Source organism: Amycolatopsis sp. FDAARGOS 1241 (genome assembly GCF_016889705.1).
GTDB lineage: Bacteria > Actinomycetota > Actinomycetes > Mycobacteriales > Pseudonocardiaceae > Amycolatopsis.
This window is the reverse complement of the sequence record NZ_CP069526.1, coordinates 234,528-249,073: the sequence shown is the minus strand read 5'-3', so window position 1 is coordinate 249,073 and position 14,546 is coordinate 234,528. Positions and strand designations below refer to the sequence as shown.

General features: G+C 71.7%; 17 protein-coding genes and 1 riboswitch. Of the genes, 8 read left to right on the top strand and 9 right to left on the bottom strand.

The annotated features are described in order from the left end of the window. A complete protein-coding gene (thiD, locus tag I6J71_RS01180) occupies window positions 1-819 on the top strand; it encodes a bifunctional hydroxymethylpyrimidine kinase/phosphomethylpyrimidine kinase (RefSeq protein WP_204093015.1) in 819 nt (272 codons plus the stop codon). A gap of 17 nt (window positions 820-836) precedes the next feature. Then, on the top strand, window positions 837-1,049 hold the full coding sequence (locus tag I6J71_RS01175; protein WP_204097629.1) for a hypothetical protein: 213 nt from the start codon (window positions 837-839) through the stop codon (window positions 1,047-1,049). Window positions 1,050-1,103: 54 nt separating this feature from the next. Here the strand turns inward: I6J71_RS01175 and I6J71_RS01170 are convergent, their stop codons facing one another. Continuing rightward, complete coding sequence (locus tag I6J71_RS01170; RefSeq protein WP_239154354.1) at window positions 1,104-1,268, bottom strand: winged helix-turn-helix transcriptional regulator; 165 nt, start codon at window positions 1,266-1,268, stop codon at window positions 1,104-1,106. A 163-nt stretch (window positions 1,269-1,431) separates the two neighbouring features. Between I6J71_RS01170 and I6J71_RS01165 the strand changes: the two genes are divergently transcribed. Beyond that, window positions 1,432-2,355 carry an NADP-dependent oxidoreductase gene (locus tag I6J71_RS01165; RefSeq protein ID WP_204093014.1) on the top strand — a complete coding sequence of 308 codons (924 nt, stop codon included), beginning with the start codon at window positions 1,432-1,434 and terminating at the stop codon, window positions 2,353-2,355. Window positions 2,356-2,404: 49 nt separating this feature from the next. On the opposite strand, the gene I6J71_RS01160 is transcribed toward I6J71_RS01165, so the two are convergent. Further along, the gene (locus I6J71_RS01160) at window positions 2,405-3,424 is read right to left on the bottom strand and encodes a phosphatidylinositol-specific phospholipase C domain-containing protein (RefSeq protein ID WP_204093013.1); all 1,020 of its coding nucleotides are present in this window, start codon (window positions 3,422-3,424) and stop codon (window positions 2,405-2,407) included. Between the two features lie 115 nt (window positions 3,425-3,539). Here I6J71_RS01160 and thiD (I6J71_RS01155) point away from each other — a divergent pair, with 115 nt between their 5' ends. Next, window positions 3,540-4,373 carry a bifunctional hydroxymethylpyrimidine kinase/phosphomethylpyrimidine kinase gene (gene thiD / locus I6J71_RS01155; protein ID WP_204093012.1) on the top strand — a complete coding sequence of 278 codons (834 nt, stop codon included), beginning with the start codon at window positions 3,540-3,542 and terminating at the stop codon, window positions 4,371-4,373. 118 nt (window positions 4,374-4,491) lie between these two features. Here thiD (I6J71_RS01155) and I6J71_RS01150 read toward each other — a convergent pair whose 3' ends face one another. The 4 genes from I6J71_RS01150 to thiO all read right to left on the bottom strand — a co-directional run bounded on the left by I6J71_RS01150 (window position 4,492) and on the right by thiO (window position 7,238). Further along, complete coding sequence (locus I6J71_RS01150; RefSeq protein ID WP_204093011.1) at window positions 4,492-4,923, bottom strand: MarR family winged helix-turn-helix transcriptional regulator; 432 nt, start codon at window positions 4,921-4,923, stop codon at window positions 4,492-4,494. 257 nt (window positions 4,924-5,180) lie between these two features. After that, window positions 5,181-5,936, bottom strand: coding sequence for a thiazole synthase (locus tag I6J71_RS01145; RefSeq protein WP_204093010.1), 756 nt, complete (start codon window positions 5,934-5,936; stop codon window positions 5,181-5,183). Between the two features lies 1 nt (window position 5,937). Next, window positions 5,938-6,138, bottom strand: coding sequence for a sulfur carrier protein ThiS (gene thiS, locus I6J71_RS01140; RefSeq protein ID WP_204093009.1), 201 nt, complete (start codon window positions 6,136-6,138; stop codon window positions 5,938-5,940). After that, window positions 6,138-7,238 carry a glycine oxidase ThiO gene (gene thiO / locus I6J71_RS01135; protein WP_204093008.1) on the bottom strand — a complete coding sequence of 367 codons (1,101 nt, stop codon included), beginning with the start codon at window positions 7,236-7,238 and terminating at the stop codon, window positions 6,138-6,140. Before thiO ends, thiS begins: the two co-directional genes overlap by 1 nt. After that, window positions 7,233-7,338: riboswitch (TPP riboswitch) on the bottom strand. Its footprint overlaps the gene before it by 6 nt. Window positions 7,339-7,368: 30 nt before the next feature. On the opposite strand from thiO, the gene thiE reads away from it, so the two are divergent. Continuing rightward, entirely contained in the window at window positions 7,369-8,034 is a 666-nt protein-coding gene (gene thiE, locus I6J71_RS01130) for a thiamine phosphate synthase (RefSeq protein WP_204093007.1), read from the top strand. A 4-nt stretch (window positions 8,035-8,038) separates the two neighbouring features. On the opposite strand, the gene I6J71_RS01125 is transcribed toward thiE, so the two are convergent. Further along, a complete protein-coding gene (locus I6J71_RS01125) occupies window positions 8,039-8,857 on the bottom strand; it encodes a hypothetical protein (protein WP_204093006.1) in 819 nt (272 codons plus the stop codon). A 151-nt stretch (window positions 8,858-9,008) separates the two neighbouring features. Between I6J71_RS01125 and I6J71_RS01120 the strand changes: the two genes are divergently transcribed. Continuing rightward, the gene (locus I6J71_RS01120; protein WP_204093005.1) at window positions 9,009-9,953 is read left to right on the top strand and encodes a threonine/serine dehydratase; all 945 of its coding nucleotides are present in this window, start codon (window positions 9,009-9,011) and stop codon (window positions 9,951-9,953) included. Between the two features lies 1 nt (window position 9,954). Here I6J71_RS01120 and I6J71_RS01115 read toward each other — a convergent pair whose 3' ends face one another. Both I6J71_RS01115 and I6J71_RS01110 read right to left on the bottom strand, forming a co-directional pair. Further along, window positions 9,955-11,442: an MFS transporter gene (locus I6J71_RS01115; RefSeq protein WP_204096801.1), complete on the bottom strand. Its 1,488-nt coding sequence runs from the start codon at window positions 11,440-11,442 to the stop codon at window positions 9,955-9,957. A gap of 133 nt (window positions 11,443-11,575) precedes the next feature. Further along, window positions 11,576-12,331: a GntR family transcriptional regulator gene (locus I6J71_RS01110; protein ID WP_204093004.1), complete on the bottom strand. Its 756-nt coding sequence runs from the start codon at window positions 12,329-12,331 to the stop codon at window positions 11,576-11,578. A 156-nt stretch (window positions 12,332-12,487) separates the two neighbouring features. Between I6J71_RS01110 and I6J71_RS01105 the strand changes: the two genes are divergently transcribed. Together I6J71_RS01105 and I6J71_RS01100 are read left to right on the top strand one after the other, a co-directional pair. Next, window positions 12,488-13,531: an SIS domain-containing protein gene (locus I6J71_RS01105; RefSeq protein WP_204093003.1), complete on the top strand. Its 1,044-nt coding sequence runs from the start codon at window positions 12,488-12,490 to the stop codon at window positions 13,529-13,531. Further along, on the top strand, window positions 13,528-14,532 hold the full coding sequence (locus I6J71_RS01100; RefSeq protein ID WP_204093002.1) for an N-acetylglucosamine kinase: 1,005 nt from the start codon (window positions 13,528-13,530) through the stop codon (window positions 14,530-14,532). Before I6J71_RS01105 ends, I6J71_RS01100 begins: the two co-directional genes overlap by 4 nt. Window positions 14,533-14,546: the final 14 nt, after the last annotated feature.

Genomic DNA, 14,546 nt, shown 5'->3' with positions numbered 1-14,546 from the left:
ATGACCAGCACCCCCCGCACGGCCCTCACCATCGCCGGATCGGACTCCGGCGGTGGTGCGGGCGTGCAGGCCGACCTGCGCACGTTCTTCGCCAACGGCGTCCACGGGCTCGTCGCCCTCACTGCGGTGACCGTGCAGAATTCGCTCGGCGTGCAGGGTTTCACCGAGATCCCGGCCGACGTCGTCACGGCGCAGATCAAGGCCGTCGCCGGCGACATGGGCGTCAACGCGGCCAAGACGGGCATGCTCGCCACCGCCGACATCATCCAGGCGGTCGCGAAGACGCTCGACGAAGTCCACATCGGACGCGACACGGACACGCCGTTCGTCGTCGACCCGGTCGCGGCCTCGATGACCGGGCACGCGCTGCTGCGCGAGGAGGCGCTCGAAGCCATCCGCACCGAGCTCTTCCCGCGGGCCACGCTGATCACGCCGAACCTCGACGAGGTGCGGCTGCTCACCGGCGTCACGGTCACCGGGACCGAAACCCAGCGCGCGGCGGCCGAAGCACTGCTGGAGTTCGGTTCGTCGTGGGTGCTCGTGAAGGGCGGGCACCTCCACGAGGCCGAGGACTGCGTGGATCTGCTCACGAACGGCACCGATGTCGTCGAGTTCAGCGGACCGCGGATCGCGACGGAGAACACCCACGGCGGCGGCGACACGATGGCCTCGGCCATCACGTCGTCGCTCGCCAAGGGCGCCGACGTGCCGACGGCCGTGGGCGAAGCCAAGCGGTTCATCGAACGCTGCGTCGCCGAGGCCTACCCGCTGGGCGCGGGCGTGGGCCCGGTCTCCCCGTTCTGGCGGCTGGCCCACTGACCGGCCACACTGGACCCGTGACCGACGACGCCGCCGCCCGCGCTCTGTGGGCCACCATGCCGCTGGACCTGCAGTTCGAGGTCGACAAACTGGTTTCGGACAACCGGCCGGCGCAGGCCCTCAAGGTGATCCGGAAGTGGGGCCTGAACCCCAAGCCCGGAATCGCCGAGAGCCGCGCGGTGACCGATTACCGGGCGAGCGTGCTGAAACCGCCACCACGCTTCACTTGAGCCCGAACTGGATATTCCGCGCGGTACGGACGAAACCGCCCGTACCGCGCGGAATCACGTGACGGGTTCGGGCGAGCGCGAGTCGTAGACGCTGCGCGCCTCGCGGATCCGATCGAAGTCGGTCTGCGACCAACGGCTCAGCGCCACGAGGTGCTCACTCACCTCGGTGCCCATTTCGGTGAGCGCGTACTCGACCGTCGGCGGGGTGGTCGGGGACACTGTGCGGGTACGAACCCGTCGCGCTCGAGGCTGCGCAGGTCCTGCGTGAGCATCTCCTGGCTGATGCCCCGACGGCGCGTTTACCGGGAAGTGCCTTCTGGCGGAAAGTGACGGATCGCCGGAGCATGGGTGGTGAAGATCCACGACGAAGGAGAGAGCACGGATGCGAGTGGTCACGCAGCAGGAGTTCGGCGGACCGGAGGTGCTGCAGGTAGTCGAGGCGCCGCGGCCGGTGCCCGGGCCGACGGAGGTGCTGGTGCGGGTGCACGCCGCCGGCGTCAACCCCGTCGACTGGAAGTCGCGGGCGCAGGAGGTGTTCCTGGGCAAGCCGCCCTACACGCTGGGCTGGGACGTGTCCGGAGTGGTCGAAGAGGTGGGGTTCGGCGCCACCGGTGTGCAGCCGGGCGACGAGGTGCTCGGCATGCCGTGGTTCCCGCGCGAGGCCGGCGCCTACGCGGAGTACGTGACGGCCCCGTCGCGCCAGTTCGTCCGCAAGCCGGCCGGGCTGTCGCACGTCGAAGCGGCCGGGTTGCCGCTGGCGGGGCTCACGGCGTGGCAGGCACTCGTGGACGTAGCCGGTGTCCGGAGTGGACAGCGCGTGCTCGTCGACGCGGCCGCGGGCGGCGTCGGGCACCTCGCCGTGCAGATCGCCAAGGCGCGCGGGGCGTACGTGCTCGGCACGGCCAGCGCGGCCAAACACGACTTCCTCCGTTCGATCGGGGTGGACGAGCCGCTGGACTACCGCGACGAAACCGTCACCGCGTCCGACGTGGACGTCCACTTGGGACTCGTCGGTGAACGCGGCGACCTGCGGTGGCTGCCCGCAGTGAAGGAAGGCGGACTGGTGATCAGCGTGCCCGGCGGCGTGGCGCCGGCGGTGCGCGCCGAAGCGGAGAAGCGCGGCGTGCGGACGTCGCCGCTCCTCGTGGAACCGGACCGGATCGGCTTGCTCGGGCTCGTCGAGCTGGTCGAGGAGGGGAAGCTGAAGGTCCGCGTGGACCAGACGTTCCCGCTCGACGAGGTCGCGAAGGCCCACGAACGGGGCGAGGCCGGCCGGGCGACCGGGAAGATCGTCCTGACCGTGTGACGTGAGACGGCCCCCGGGCGAGCATCCGGGGGCCGTGCACTGTGGACACTCAGCCGCGCGCGATCACCTGCGGCAGCACCGTGGTCAGGCCGGTCCAGTCGGACGTCACGACGGAAGCGTGCTGCTTCGCGAGGTCGGCCACGCGCTGGTTCGCCTGGTCGACGGTCGGGTTGTGGTCGTCGATGGCGGGTGCGACGTTCTGCCCGTCGGTCATGATCACGTAGTAGTGGTTGGCGTCGTACCACCACGGGCCGGTCTGCGTCACCCACGCGTTGGCGTCGCCGTCGAAGACCACGAACCACGGTTTGAGGTTCGCCGCGTACTGGTCGCGCGGGTCGCCGCCGACGGCGCCGTGCACGGTCGGGAAGATCTGGACGGCACCGAGCTCGCCCGCGTTCTTCTGCGCCAGCAGGTAGTTCGCGTACTCGACGTCGGTGTGCAGCGTGTCGGTGGGGTTCTGCTCCTCGACCGTGCCCGGGATGATCTCGGTGAGCACCTTGCCGTGCAGCGCGTCCGCGGTGGGCCAGTTGTCCGCTTTGGCCGCGTCGTCGAGGGTCGCGTAGCCGCCGAGGAGGTCGGCCGGCTTGAAGACAGCGCCACCGAGGTGGGCGCGGAACGCGGCGTCGAGTTCGTCCGGGCCGAGGCCGTGGTTGTCCGAGAAGCCCGTTTTCATCTCGAGCTTGAGGGTGAGCGGCGCGTGGCCCGGGTGCGCCGCGAGCCAGATGCGGATGTCGTCGAGGCAGTACTCGAGGTCCTTGTTCGCGCCACCCTGGTACAGGTCGGCCGTGGTCGACGCGGCGACGCAGTTGTTGCTGTTGCCCAACGGGTTCGAGTGGCTCACCTTCCACTCGTGCGTGATGATGTCGGGCCACACGTCGAGCTCGATCAGTGACGAACCGTTGTCCAGCGCCTGCGCCAGGAACGGGTACGCCGCGGGGTCGTAGGTGTTGTGCACGCCGACCATCGTCACGTGCGAGAGCTTCGGACTGTCCGCGTTCGCCGCGGCCGCCCCGGACAACGTGGCGGCGACCAGCGCACCGACCACCACAACCACGTGCGAGAACCTCATCCCGTCCCCTTCGCCCACACCGGTAGTGCAACAGCTTTCACACTGTGCCACCGTGGTGGACTGTGGATGAAGGCCAGCTGACCAAATGGACTAGACCAGAAGTCGGAAAGCGACCATGACCGAAAACCCGAGCCCCCCGTCCGCGCTGACGATCGCCGGTTCCGACTCCGGCGGCGCCGCCGGGCTGCAGGCCGACCTGCGCACGTTCCTCACGTGCGGCGTCCACGGGCTCGTCGCCGTGACGGCCGTGACGGTCCAGAACACCCTGGGGGTGCACGACCGCGCGGACATCCCGCCACACGTAGTGGCCGGCCAGATCGAGGCCGTCGCGTCGGACATGGGTGTGGGCGCGGCGAAAACGGGCATGCTGGCCTCGGCCGAGATCATCCACGCCGTGGCGGCCGCGTGCGACAACGCGGGCATCGGGCGTGATCGCGAGGTGCCGTTCGTGGTCGACCCGGTGGCGGCGTCGATGACCGGGCACCCGCTGTTCGACGCCGACGGGCTCGTGGCGCTGCGCGAGGAACTGCTGCCGCGCGCCACCGTGCTCACCCCGAACCTCGACGAGGTGCGGCTGCTGACGGGCCTGACGGTGACCGATCGCGAAGGCATGCACGCCGCGGCCGTGGTGCTGCACCGGCTGGGGCCGAAGTACGTGCTCGTGAAGAGCGGCCACCTCGTCGCGGACCCGGAGTGCGTGGACCTCCTCTTCGACGGAGCGAAGTTCATCGAGCTGCCGGGGCCGCGCTTCCACACCCCGCACACCCACGGCGCGGGCGACACGATGGCGTCCGCTTTGACGGCCGGTCTCGCCAAGGGCATGTCGGTGGAGGACGCGGCCCGCTACGGCAAGTGGTTCGTGTCGCACGCGGTAGAGCACTCGTACCCGATGGGCGCGAAGGTCGGCCCGGTGTCGGCGTTCTGGCGGCTGGCGCCGGAGGAGCGCTAGACCGGACTGCCGGGTGCTGGTGGATCACCGCCCGGTTCCCCGCGCAGCCGAAACAGGGCGCCGGTCCCTGTCCGGCGATGGCGGCCGACGATTCGCGCGGAAGTCGCGGGTGGAGCCCCTAGTTGTCGTCGGAGATGAGGGCTTCGAGGGCCGGGAGGGCGGCGGTGATCGCGTCGCGGTCCTCGCGGCTCAGCTTGTCGAGGCGGCGATTCAGCTCCTGCACGCGGGTGGACCGCACGCCGGACACGAGGCGCTCACCCTCCTCCGTCGCGCGGGCGAGCCAGGCGCGACGGTCGACGGGATCGGACTCCCGCGTGACGTAACCCGACTCGACGAGTGTGGCGATGATCCGCGACATCGTCGCGGCGGCGACGCCTTCCTTGGCGGCCAGGTCGCCGAGGCGGAGCTGACCGAAGTGGACGAGCGTGGCGAGGGCGGAGATCGCACCGTGGCCGGGGCCGGGGACGCCCGCCTGCCGCAAGGAGCGCGAGAGGCGTCCGACGGCCAGGTACAACCTGCCCGAGACATCCTGGACCGAGGACAGTGTCACGGCTGGCTCCTCCTGCTGCTGTTGCCCGCCGCTGGTGCGCCGGAAAGGTGCCGTCCACCATAAGGCCTCGCGGTGCTCGATCGGCGTTAAGCGCGGACGAAATCACCGACTGGGGTGCGAAACGCGGCCCAGACGCACCAGGCGGCTTACCCGCGTGTACCCCGCGGGGGATGAAATCCCCACGGGGCAAGGCGACTGCGCGTGGTCGGCCCAGCACGCGCAGGAGCGATCAGCGCGTCCGGGTCAGCGCCTTCGGGTCAGCGCGGCGGTGAGGACGCGTGCGCCCAGAACCGCTGCGGCACCCGCCCGGCGTCGCGGGCCAGGCGGCCCGCTTCGACGCCCGCCTTCATGGCCGCGGCCATGCGCTCGGGGTCCTTGGCCCGGGTGACGGCGGTGGACAGCAGCACGGCGTCGCAGCCGAGTTCCATCGCGAGCACCGCGTCGGAGGCGGTGCCGATGCCCGCGTCGAGGATGACGGGGACCATGGCGCGCGCGACGATCAGCTCGATGTTGTGCGGGTTGCGGATGCCGAGGCCCGTGCCGATCGGCGCGCCCAGCGGCATGACGGCCGCGCAGCCGGCTTCCTCCAGGCGCAGCGCGAGCACGGGGTCGTCGTTCGTGTACGCGAGCACGGTGAACCCGTCTGCGGCCAGCCGCTCGGCGGCGTCCAGCGTTTCGAACGGGTCGGGCAGCAAGGTGCGGTCATCGGCGTGGACCTCGAGTTTGATGAGGTCCGTCTCGAGCGCCTCGCGGGCCATCTCCGCTGTCAGCACGGCTTCGGCGGCCGTGCGGCAGCCCGCCGTGTTCGGCAGCAGCTTGATGCCCAGCCGGCGCACCAGACCCAGCACACCGGTGCCGTGCTCGGCGTCCGCCTTGCGCATGGCGACGGTCGTGAGCTCGGTGCCCGACGCGATCAGCGCGCGTTCCAGCACCGAGAGGTTCGCCGCGCCACCGGTTCCGATGATGAGCCTCGACGAGAGCTTGTGCTCGCCGATGACCAGAGCGTCGTCCACCTCAACCTCCCTGAACCGCGGTCAGCACGTCGATGTTCGCACCCTTCGGCACCACCGACTCCCCCCACTCGCCCCGGCGCACGACCACGCCGTTCACCGCGACGGCCACGCCCTGGGGCGAAACGTCGAGCGCGTCGAGCAGCTGTGCCACCGTCGCGCCGTCGGGGAACTCGCGCCAGTCCCCGTTGACCTTGATCTCCATCAGACTCGTTCCTCCACTGCGGAATTCGGACGCGAAGCGGGCAACCGGGCGGGCGTGGCCGCACCGATCTCGTCCGGCGGCCGCTCGCCGGTCAGCCAGGCGACCACGGCGTCGGCGGTCACGGGGGCCATCAACAAGCCGTTGCGGTGGTGGCCGGTGGCCGCGTACACGCCTTCGCCGAGCTCGCCGATGTACGGCAACGCGTCGCGGCTGCCCGCGCGCAGGCCCGCGGCCGTCTCGACGAGCTCGTACTCCGTGATCCCCGGCAGGATCCGTTCGGCGCCTTCGAGCAGCTCACGCACGCCCCGCGCGGTCACGGCCACGTCGAAGCCCGCTTCGTACTGCGTCGCGCCGAGCACCAGCTCGCCGTCGGCGCGCGGCACCAGGTAGATCGGCCGGCCCTCGACCATCGCGCGCACAGTGTACGGCGGAGGCGGCAGGCAACCCCGGCGTGGCCGCAGCCGCAGGATCTCGCCCTTCAACGGCCGCACGGCGTCGGCCAGCAGCGGGTGCAATCGGCCCGTCCACGCACCGGCCGCCAGCACGACGGGACCGGTCACCTCGTCGAGCCGGGACATCCGCGCCGGCGAGAACTCGACCCCGCGTTTCGAGCACGCCTGCAGCAGCGCCGTGAGCAGCTTCCGGTTGTCCACGGCCAGGTCGCCGGGCACGTGCAGACCGCTGCGCACGGCCCCGAGCCCCGGCGCGAGCTTGCGCGCCGCCCGGCCCGTGAGCCGCTCGACTGAGCGGCCCAGCGACGTCAGGTACTCCGCGAGGATGTCCAAGTGCCCCGCATCGGCGCTGTCGAACGCCACGACGATCGTGCCGTGCCCAGCCAGTCCGGGGTCCGTGCCCTCGGCCTCGAGGTCACGAGCGAACGCCGGCCAGCGCCGCAGCGACTCCTCGCCCAGGCTGAGCACGTGTTCCTCACCCGGCCACGCCTCCGTGACCGGCGCCAGCATCCCGCCGGCCACCCACGACGCACCGCCCTCGCCGGGCGAAGGGTCGAGCACCGTCACGCGGTAGCCGCGGGCCGCCGCGCGCCAGGCCGCGGACAGGCCGATCACACCGCCGCCGACGACGGTGAGGGTCTTGCTCATGAAAATCACGCTCCCTGCGCCGGCATGACCCGGATCAGGTTCCACGGTCGGAGCGGCAGCTCCCTCTCAGCCCGTGCCTCGGGCTCCCGTGCGGACCTCCCCACCGTAGCGCGCGGGTAACGTCGCCGCCATGCCCGCCTTCACCGGAGAACAGATCCGCACCCGCCTGGCCGGTTCGCGGCTGTACCTGTGCACCGACGCCCGCTCCTCGCGCGGCGACCTCGCCGAGTTCGCCGACGCCGCGCTGGCCGGCGGCGTCGACATCGTCCAGCTGCGTGACAAGTCCGGCGGCGCGCCGCTCGAAGCAGCCCAGGAGATCGCGGCTCTGGAAGTGCTCGCGGAGGCCTGCGCGCGCCACGGCGCACTGCTCTCGGTGAACGACCGCGCCGACGTCGCGCTCGCCGTGGGCGCCGATGTGCTGCACCTCGGCCAGGACGACATCCCCGTGCCGCTCGCCCGCCGGATCCTCGGCGACGACGTCGTGATCGGCCGCTCCACACACTCCGTCGAGCAGGCCGAAGCAGCCGCCGCGGAGGACGGCGTGGACTACTTCTGCACCGGCCCGTGCTGGCCGACGCCGACCAAGCCCGGCCGCCACGCCCCCGGCCTCGACCTGGTGCGCGCGACCGCGGCGAGCGGCACCGGCCGCCCGTGGTTCGCGATCGGCGGCATCGACGAGCAGCGCCTGCCCGAGGTGCTGGCGGCCGGCGCGTCGCGCATCGTCGTGGTCCGCGCCATCACCGACGCCGACGACCCGGCCGAAGCCGCACGCAAGCTCAAGGCCCAGCTCGGCTGAGGCGTCACGGGGTCGGGGTCGCCGACCCCGCCTTGGTCCGCGGCTGGCTCTGCGTGGTCGACGTCGCGCCACCCGTGCTCGACGGCGGCGGCGTCTCGCTGACGGAGCTGCCGGAGCTGCCGGACGTCGGCGTCTCGGTGGTCGACGTGCTGGACGACGACGTGGTCGGCGGCGGCGTCTGCGACACACCGGTCGACGGCGGCGGGCTGTTCTCCGACGTCGCCGGCGGGTTGTCGTCGTGTGTCTGCTGCTGCGTCGTCGCAGGGTTGTTGCGGGCGGAGAAGACCCCCGGGCCGACGGCACCGCCAGTGGTCGCATCGAGCCCCAGCGACACGGCGATGGCGATCGCCGTCGCGAGCACGCTCGTGCCGATGATGATTGGCCAGCGCAGCTTTCGCAGCTTGTCGGCGAACGACTCGGGTTCCTCGGGCTGGGTCTTCGCCTGAGCCGTCGGCGAGAGCTTCGAGAGTCGGACGGTCGGCATCTCCGACGGGTCGAGCGGCAGCAGCACGGTCGGCATCTGCGCGGGGTCGTCCACCGGCCGCAAGCCCGGCCGGCTCGCCCGCCGCTGTCCCGCCGTCACGATCACGTCGCGCGCCTTCAACGCGGCCTCGCGCCCGCGCTGCAGCGAACGCAGGTACAGCTCGCCGCCCACGGTGGTGATGACGCTCGCGACCCCGGCCCCCACCACGGTGCCGGTGACGCCGAGCGTCGAACCCAGCAGCGCAGCCGTCACCGCGGCCAGCGCGGTGGCGAGCACCTGCACCGTCCGCGGGCTCTTCTTCTCGCCCTGCTCCGCAGTCTTTTCCCGCTCGTCGACCATGATCCCGTTCTGTAGTCCCGTCTCATCCCCAAAACTCCTCAACGATGAAGGCGCTCGGCGAACTCCCGGCGTTGCACAAGCGTGAGCGACGACACGTCGACCGTCCACAGTGGATGGATCATGACCCACACTTTCCTGACATACTCACCACATGCGATTGGTGACGATCTCCGAAATCGAGGCCGCGGCGAAGCGCGTGGCGGACCACGCCGTGCACACTCCGTTGTTGCGCCAGCCCTGGGCGGACGGCGAACTGTGGCTCAAACCCGAGAGCTTGCAACAGATCGGCGCGTTCAAGATCCGCGGCGCCTTCAACGCGATCGCTTCGCTCGACGACGCCGCCCGGGCGCGCGGCGTGGTCGCCTACTCCAGCGGTAACCACGCGCAGGCAGTCGCCTACTCCGCGAACGCCTTCGGGATCCCGGCCGTGATCGTGGTGCCCGACGTCGCGCCGCGGCTCAAGGTCGAGGCCACCCGGCGCTGGGGAGCGGAGGTCGTGGAGGTGCCGATCGCGGACCAGGCGCCGGCCGCCGACGCGCTCGCAGCCGAGCGCGGGCTCACGCTCATCCCGCCGTTCGACCACGCCCACGTGATCGCCGGACAGGGCACCGCGGGCCTGGAGATCGCCACCGACCTGCCGGACGTCGACACGGTGCTCGTGCCGGTGAGCGGCGGCGGCTTCGCGGCCGGCGTCGGCACGGCGATCAAGGCGCTGTGCCCGCGCGCGAAGGTCTACGCCGTGGAGCCCGAGCTGGCCGCCGACACCGCTGAGAGCCTGCGGGCCGGCCGGCGCGTCGCGTGGCCCATGGAGCGGCGGGCCCGCACGATCGCCGACGGCCTGCGCGCCGAGCCGTCGGACCTCACGTTCGCCCACCTGCAGCAGGTGCTCGACGGGATCGTCACCGTCACCGAGGACGAGATCCGCGACACCGTGCGCGTGCTGGCCCGCCGCGCGCGGATCGTCGCGGAGCCCAGTGGTGCGACCGCCACCGCCGCGTACCTGCACCACGCCGATGAACTGCCGGGCGGCAAGACCGTGTCCGTCGTCTCCGGCGGCAACATCGACCCGGCGCTGCTCGCCGAGCTGCTCGGGTAGGTCAGCCGCGCGCCGGGCCCGGGCGGACGTGGGTCGGCGGTCCCTCCACCCCGCAGTGGAAGCACTCGCCGGGATGTGGAGCTTCGTCGTCCACAACGCGCTTCTGCTCGGGCTCGGCCGCGCCCGCGCCGAGCACGCCGTTGTGAATCCCCAACGCGATGAGGCCGCCGGCGATTGCCAGGACGGCGCAGATGAGCAACGCCATGCGCCAACCGGCGGTCAGCGCGACGGGGTCGCGGTACGCCGAACCGGTCAGTCCGGCCGCCGCGGGGAGCACCGCGACCGCAAGAAGTCCACCCGTTCGGGCGATCGCGTTGTTTACTCCGGAGGCGACTCCGGCAAATCGGTCGGGGGCCGCGGCGAGCACCGTCGCGGTCACCGGCGCCACCGTGCACGCGAGACCGAGGCCGAACACGACCACCGCGGGTAACACCGAGCCGAGGTACGACGAGCCGGGTTCGACGCGGATGAGCAGCAGCATGCCGACCCCGATCACCATCGGGCCGACCACGAGCTGCAGGCGTGGCCCGATGCGCTGCGCCAGCGCGCCCGAGCGGCCCGAGAGCAGCAGCATGATGATCGTGATCGGCAGCCCGGCCAGCCCGGCCAGCGTCGGCGGGTAGTTCAGCGACACCTGCAGCTGCAGCACGAGCAGCCACATCACGGCGCCGAGCGCGGCGTAGACCACGAACGTGAGGGCGTTGGACAGCGTGAACGTCCGGTCGCGGAACAGGCTCGGCGGCACCAGCGGCTCGTGGGAGTGGTGCTGCAGCCACACGAACAGCCCGAGCCCGGCCACGCCGGCGACCAGCGCGATCAGCACGACCGGATCGGCCAGCCCGCGCACGGGGGCCTCGACCAGCGCCCCGGTGAGGCCGGCCAGGCCGATCGCCCCCGTCGCGGCGGCGACGAAGTCGGGGTGCCCGGTGGCCGTCTCGTCGCGTGACTCGGGCACGAACTTGAGGGCCATCAGCACCACGATGAGCGCCAGCGGCAGGTTGATCAGGAACGCGAGCCGCCAGGACCAGACCTGGACGAGGACACCGCCGAGCAGTGGTCCGACTGCCGCGGCCAGACCACCCAGTCCGGACCACGCGCCGATCGCGCGCGCCCGGTCGTTGTGCGCGAAGGTCGACTGCAGGATCGCCAGCGACCCGGGGGTGAGCAGCGCGCCGCCGATGCCCTGGATGATCCGGAACACGACGAGCTCGGTGGTCGAGTTCGCGATCGCGCACAGCCCCGACGCGACGCCGAACCAGATCACGCCGATCAGGTACACGCGGCGCCGCCCGTAGCGGTCGCCGAGTGAACCCGCGACGAGGATCAGGGCGGCGAGCGCCAGCATGTAGCCGTCGAGGATCCACTGCAGGCCGGCCACCGACGCCTGCAGTTCTTCACCGATCCGGGGCAGGGCGACGTTGACGATCGTCCCGTCGAGCATCGCCATGCCCGAGCCGAGGATCGTCGTCGCCAGCACCCCGCGCGCCACGGGCGTGCCCCAGCGAACCCCGCTGTCTGTCGTCGTCACCGTGCGGTCACCGCGCACGCTCGAAGCTCATGCGCACACGGTGGCGAACCGGACGGCCGGGCGCAACCACCCGCACCCGGCGCCCGTTTGCGGCTCACGGCAGCAGTGTCGTGACGAACTTGTAGCGGTCCCCGCGGTAGACCGAGCGCGCGAACTCCACCGGCTTGCCGTCGGTGGCGAACGAGTGCCGCGTCAGCATCATCACTGGCATGCCCACGTCGGCGCCGAGCATCTCGGCTTCCTCCGGGCCGGCGAGCGACGTCTCGATCGTCTCCTCCGCGCGCTCGAGCTCCACGCCGTAGTGCTCCTGGAGCACCGCGTAGAGCGACCCGCCCGCAGAAATGTGCTTGCGCAGCCCGCGGAAGCGGCCCAGCGGCAGGTGCGTCGTCTCGAGCGCCATCGGCTGGGAATCGGCCAGCCGAAGGCGACGAAGGCGAAGAATTTTCGCACCCTGCCGGATCCCGAGCAGTTTCGCGAGTTCACCTTCCACGGGCAACTCCTCGAGTTCGAGCAGTTTGGACGACGGCTTCAGGCCTTGCTTGCGCATGTCCTCCGTGTACGAGGAGAGCTGCAACCGCTGAGCGAGCTTCGGCTCGGCGGCGAACGTGCCCTTCCCTTGAACGCGGTGCAAGCGGCCTTCGGCCGTCAGGTCCGCAAGCGCCTGCCGCACGGTGGTGCGCGAGACGGTGAACTCGCCCGCCAGCGCCCGTTCCGTCGGGATCGGCGACCCAGGCGGCATGGTGTCGAGCAGATCCAGCAGGTGCTGTTTCAACGCCCAGTACTTGGGTTCGCGCTGACCGCGCACACCCGCCGTGGTCCCCGCCTCACTCGCGGGGGTTGTCTCCAACATGACCGGCTCCCTCAGCTTTCCCTCACTATCGCGCCACATCCCCGTCAAGAAACGTACCCTTCACCACAAACACTCCGCCCGGCTAGCATTGGTCTAGACCTGGACGCACGCCGCTCAGCACACCCGGGGCTCCCAGTCCCGGCGGAGAGGAAAGTGATGACCCAACAACGCCCCGGCGAGCACATGGCCGCGGAAATCTCGGAGCAGCCTGCCGTACTGGCCGGCCTCGTCGAGCGGCAGGGCGAAATAGCCGAAGTAGCTGAAAAGATTTCACAACAGCCGCCCCGTTTCGCTTTGCTCGCCGCACGGGGTTCGAGCGACCACGCCGCGTTGTATGCGAAGTACCTGATCGAGGTGCTCCTGGGTCTTCCCGCGGGTCTCGTGTCACCGTCCACCGCCACGCTCTACGGCGCACGACCGGACCTGCGAGACGTGCTCTTCGTCACCGTCAGCCAGAGCGGCGGCTCCCCCGACCTGATCGAGGTCACCGAAGCCGCGCGGCGCCAGGGCGCGCTGACGGTGTCGGTCACGAACACGCCGGACTCGCCGTTGCGCGCGGCGGCCGAGCTGGGCGTCGACATCGGTGCCGGCGTCGAGAAGGCGGTGGCCGCCACCAAGACGTACTCCGCGACGCTGCTCGCGCTGTACCTGTTCGTCGACGCCGTCCGCGGCGGCAAGGCGGCCGACGCGCAGGACCTCGGCGAGCTCGCGCAGCAGACGCTCGACGGCGCGGGCGAGGGCGTGCAGCGCGCGGTGGACCGCTACCGCTTCGTCGACCGCGTGCTCACCACCGGCCGCGGCTACTCGTACGCGACCGCGCTCGAGGGTTCGCTGAAGCTGGCCGAGACGAGTTACCTCGCGGCCCGTGCGTACAGCGGCGCCGACCTCCTCCACGGGCCGGTCGCCGCGGTCGACCGCGAGACGGCCGTGCTCGCGGTGACCAGCTCCGGCCACGGCGGCGAGGCGATGCGTGAGGTCCTCGACGCCGTCGGCAAGCGCGGCGCCGACGTGCTCGCGGTCGGCTCCGCCTCGGCCGACGTGCCGGCCGCGCTGCGCATCCCGGTGGCGCCGACGGCCGAAGAGCTCGCGCCGATCCTCGAGATCCTGCCGATCCAGCGCATCGCGCTCGGTCTGTCGCTCGCCCGCGGCGGCGACCCCGACAGCCCGCGCGGGCTGCTGAAGGTGACCAAGACCCGGTGAGCCTGGTCGTCGGTGTCGACGCCGGTGGCACGTCGACCCGCACGCTCGCGGTCGACGCCACCGGCGCCGTGCTCGGCACCGCCACGGGCGGCGGCGCCAACCCGAACTCGCACTCGCCCGCCGAGGCGGCGGCGCGCATCGCCGACACCGTCGAACGTGCGCTGGGCGGGCGCACCGACGTGCTCGCCGCCGTGGTCGGCCTGGCCGGGGTGAGCAAGCTGTCCGACCCGATCGTCGCGGCGGTGTTCGCCGACGCGTGGGACCGGATCGGGCTCGCTGGCCTGGTCCGCGTGGTCGCCGACGCCGAAGTCGCGTACGCGTCGGCGACGTCGGCCCCGGACGGCACGGTGCTCGTGGCCGGCACCGGCTCGATCGCCGGCCGCGTCCGCGGGCGCCGGATGATCGCCACCGCGGGCGGCTACGGCTGGTTGCTCGGCGACGAGGGTTCGGCGTTCTGGCTCGGGCGCGAGGCGGTGCGCTCCACATTGGATGCGCTCAGCCGCGGGCCGGAGCTCGCCGGGCTGCCGGCCGCCGTGCTCACCGAGGCGTTCGCACCGTCCGCTGTGGACGTGCGCGACCCGGGCCGGGCGGATTGCGGCAACCAGACTTTCCCCAATTCGCCTGTCACGGAAGCGAATCGGTTGAGTACCGCGCGTGCGCTCATCACTCGGGTCAACGCCGAACCGCCCATCCGGCTCGCCCGGTTCGCTCCGCTCGTGAGCGCCGCGGCGGCCGCCGGGGAGCCGGCGGCGACGGACATCGTCACCCGAGCGGCCGAGCACCTCGTGCGAACGGCGCTCGCCACGCGCGACCCGGACGAGAAAACTCCGGTTGTGCTCGTGGGCAGCGTCCTGGCGGAAACCGGTCCCGTCGGGCGGCTCGTGCGGGCGGAGTTGGCCGGTCTCGACGTGCTGACCAGCTCCGACGGCGTGCTCGGCGCCGCGTGGCTGGCCGCTGTGGACGCTTGGGGGGAGTCCGCGGCGCGCCCTTCCCGAACGTGAACCCCAGCAAAACC

Coding starts and splice junctions, on each gene's coding strand:
- thiD (WP_204093015.1), top strand. CDS start 1: ATGACCAGCACCCCCCGCACGGCCCTCACCATCGCCGGATCGGACTCC.
- I6J71_RS01165 (WP_204093014.1), top strand. CDS start 1,432: ATGCGAGTGGTCACGCAGCAGGAGTTCGGCGGACCGGAGGTGCTGCAG.
- I6J71_RS01160 (WP_204093013.1), bottom strand. CDS start 3,424: ATGAGGTTCTCGCACGTGGTTGTGGTGGTCGGTGCGCTGGTCGCCGCC.
- thiD (WP_204093012.1), top strand. CDS start 3,540: ATGACCGAAAACCCGAGCCCCCCGTCCGCGCTGACGATCGCCGGTTCC.
- thiS (WP_204093009.1), bottom strand. CDS start 6,138: ATGGAGATCAAGGTCAACGGGGACTGGCGCGAGTTCCCCGACGGCGCG.
- thiO (WP_204093008.1), bottom strand. CDS start 7,238: ATGAGCAAGACCCTCACCGTCGTCGGCGGCGGTGTGATCGGCCTGTCC.
- thiE (WP_204093007.1), top strand. CDS start 7,369: ATGCCCGCCTTCACCGGAGAACAGATCCGCACCCGCCTGGCCGGTTCG.
- I6J71_RS01125 (WP_204093006.1), bottom strand. CDS start 8,857: ATGGTCGACGAGCGGGAAAAGACTGCGGAGCAGGGCGAGAAGAAGAGC.
- I6J71_RS01120 (WP_204093005.1), top strand. CDS start 9,009: ATGCGATTGGTGACGATCTCCGAAATCGAGGCCGCGGCGAAGCGCGTG.
- I6J71_RS01110 (WP_204093004.1), bottom strand. CDS start 12,331: ATGTTGGAGACAACCCCCGCGAGTGAGGCGGGGACCACGGCGGGTGTG.
- I6J71_RS01105 (WP_204093003.1), top strand. CDS start 12,488: ATGACCCAACAACGCCCCGGCGAGCACATGGCCGCGGAAATCTCGGAG.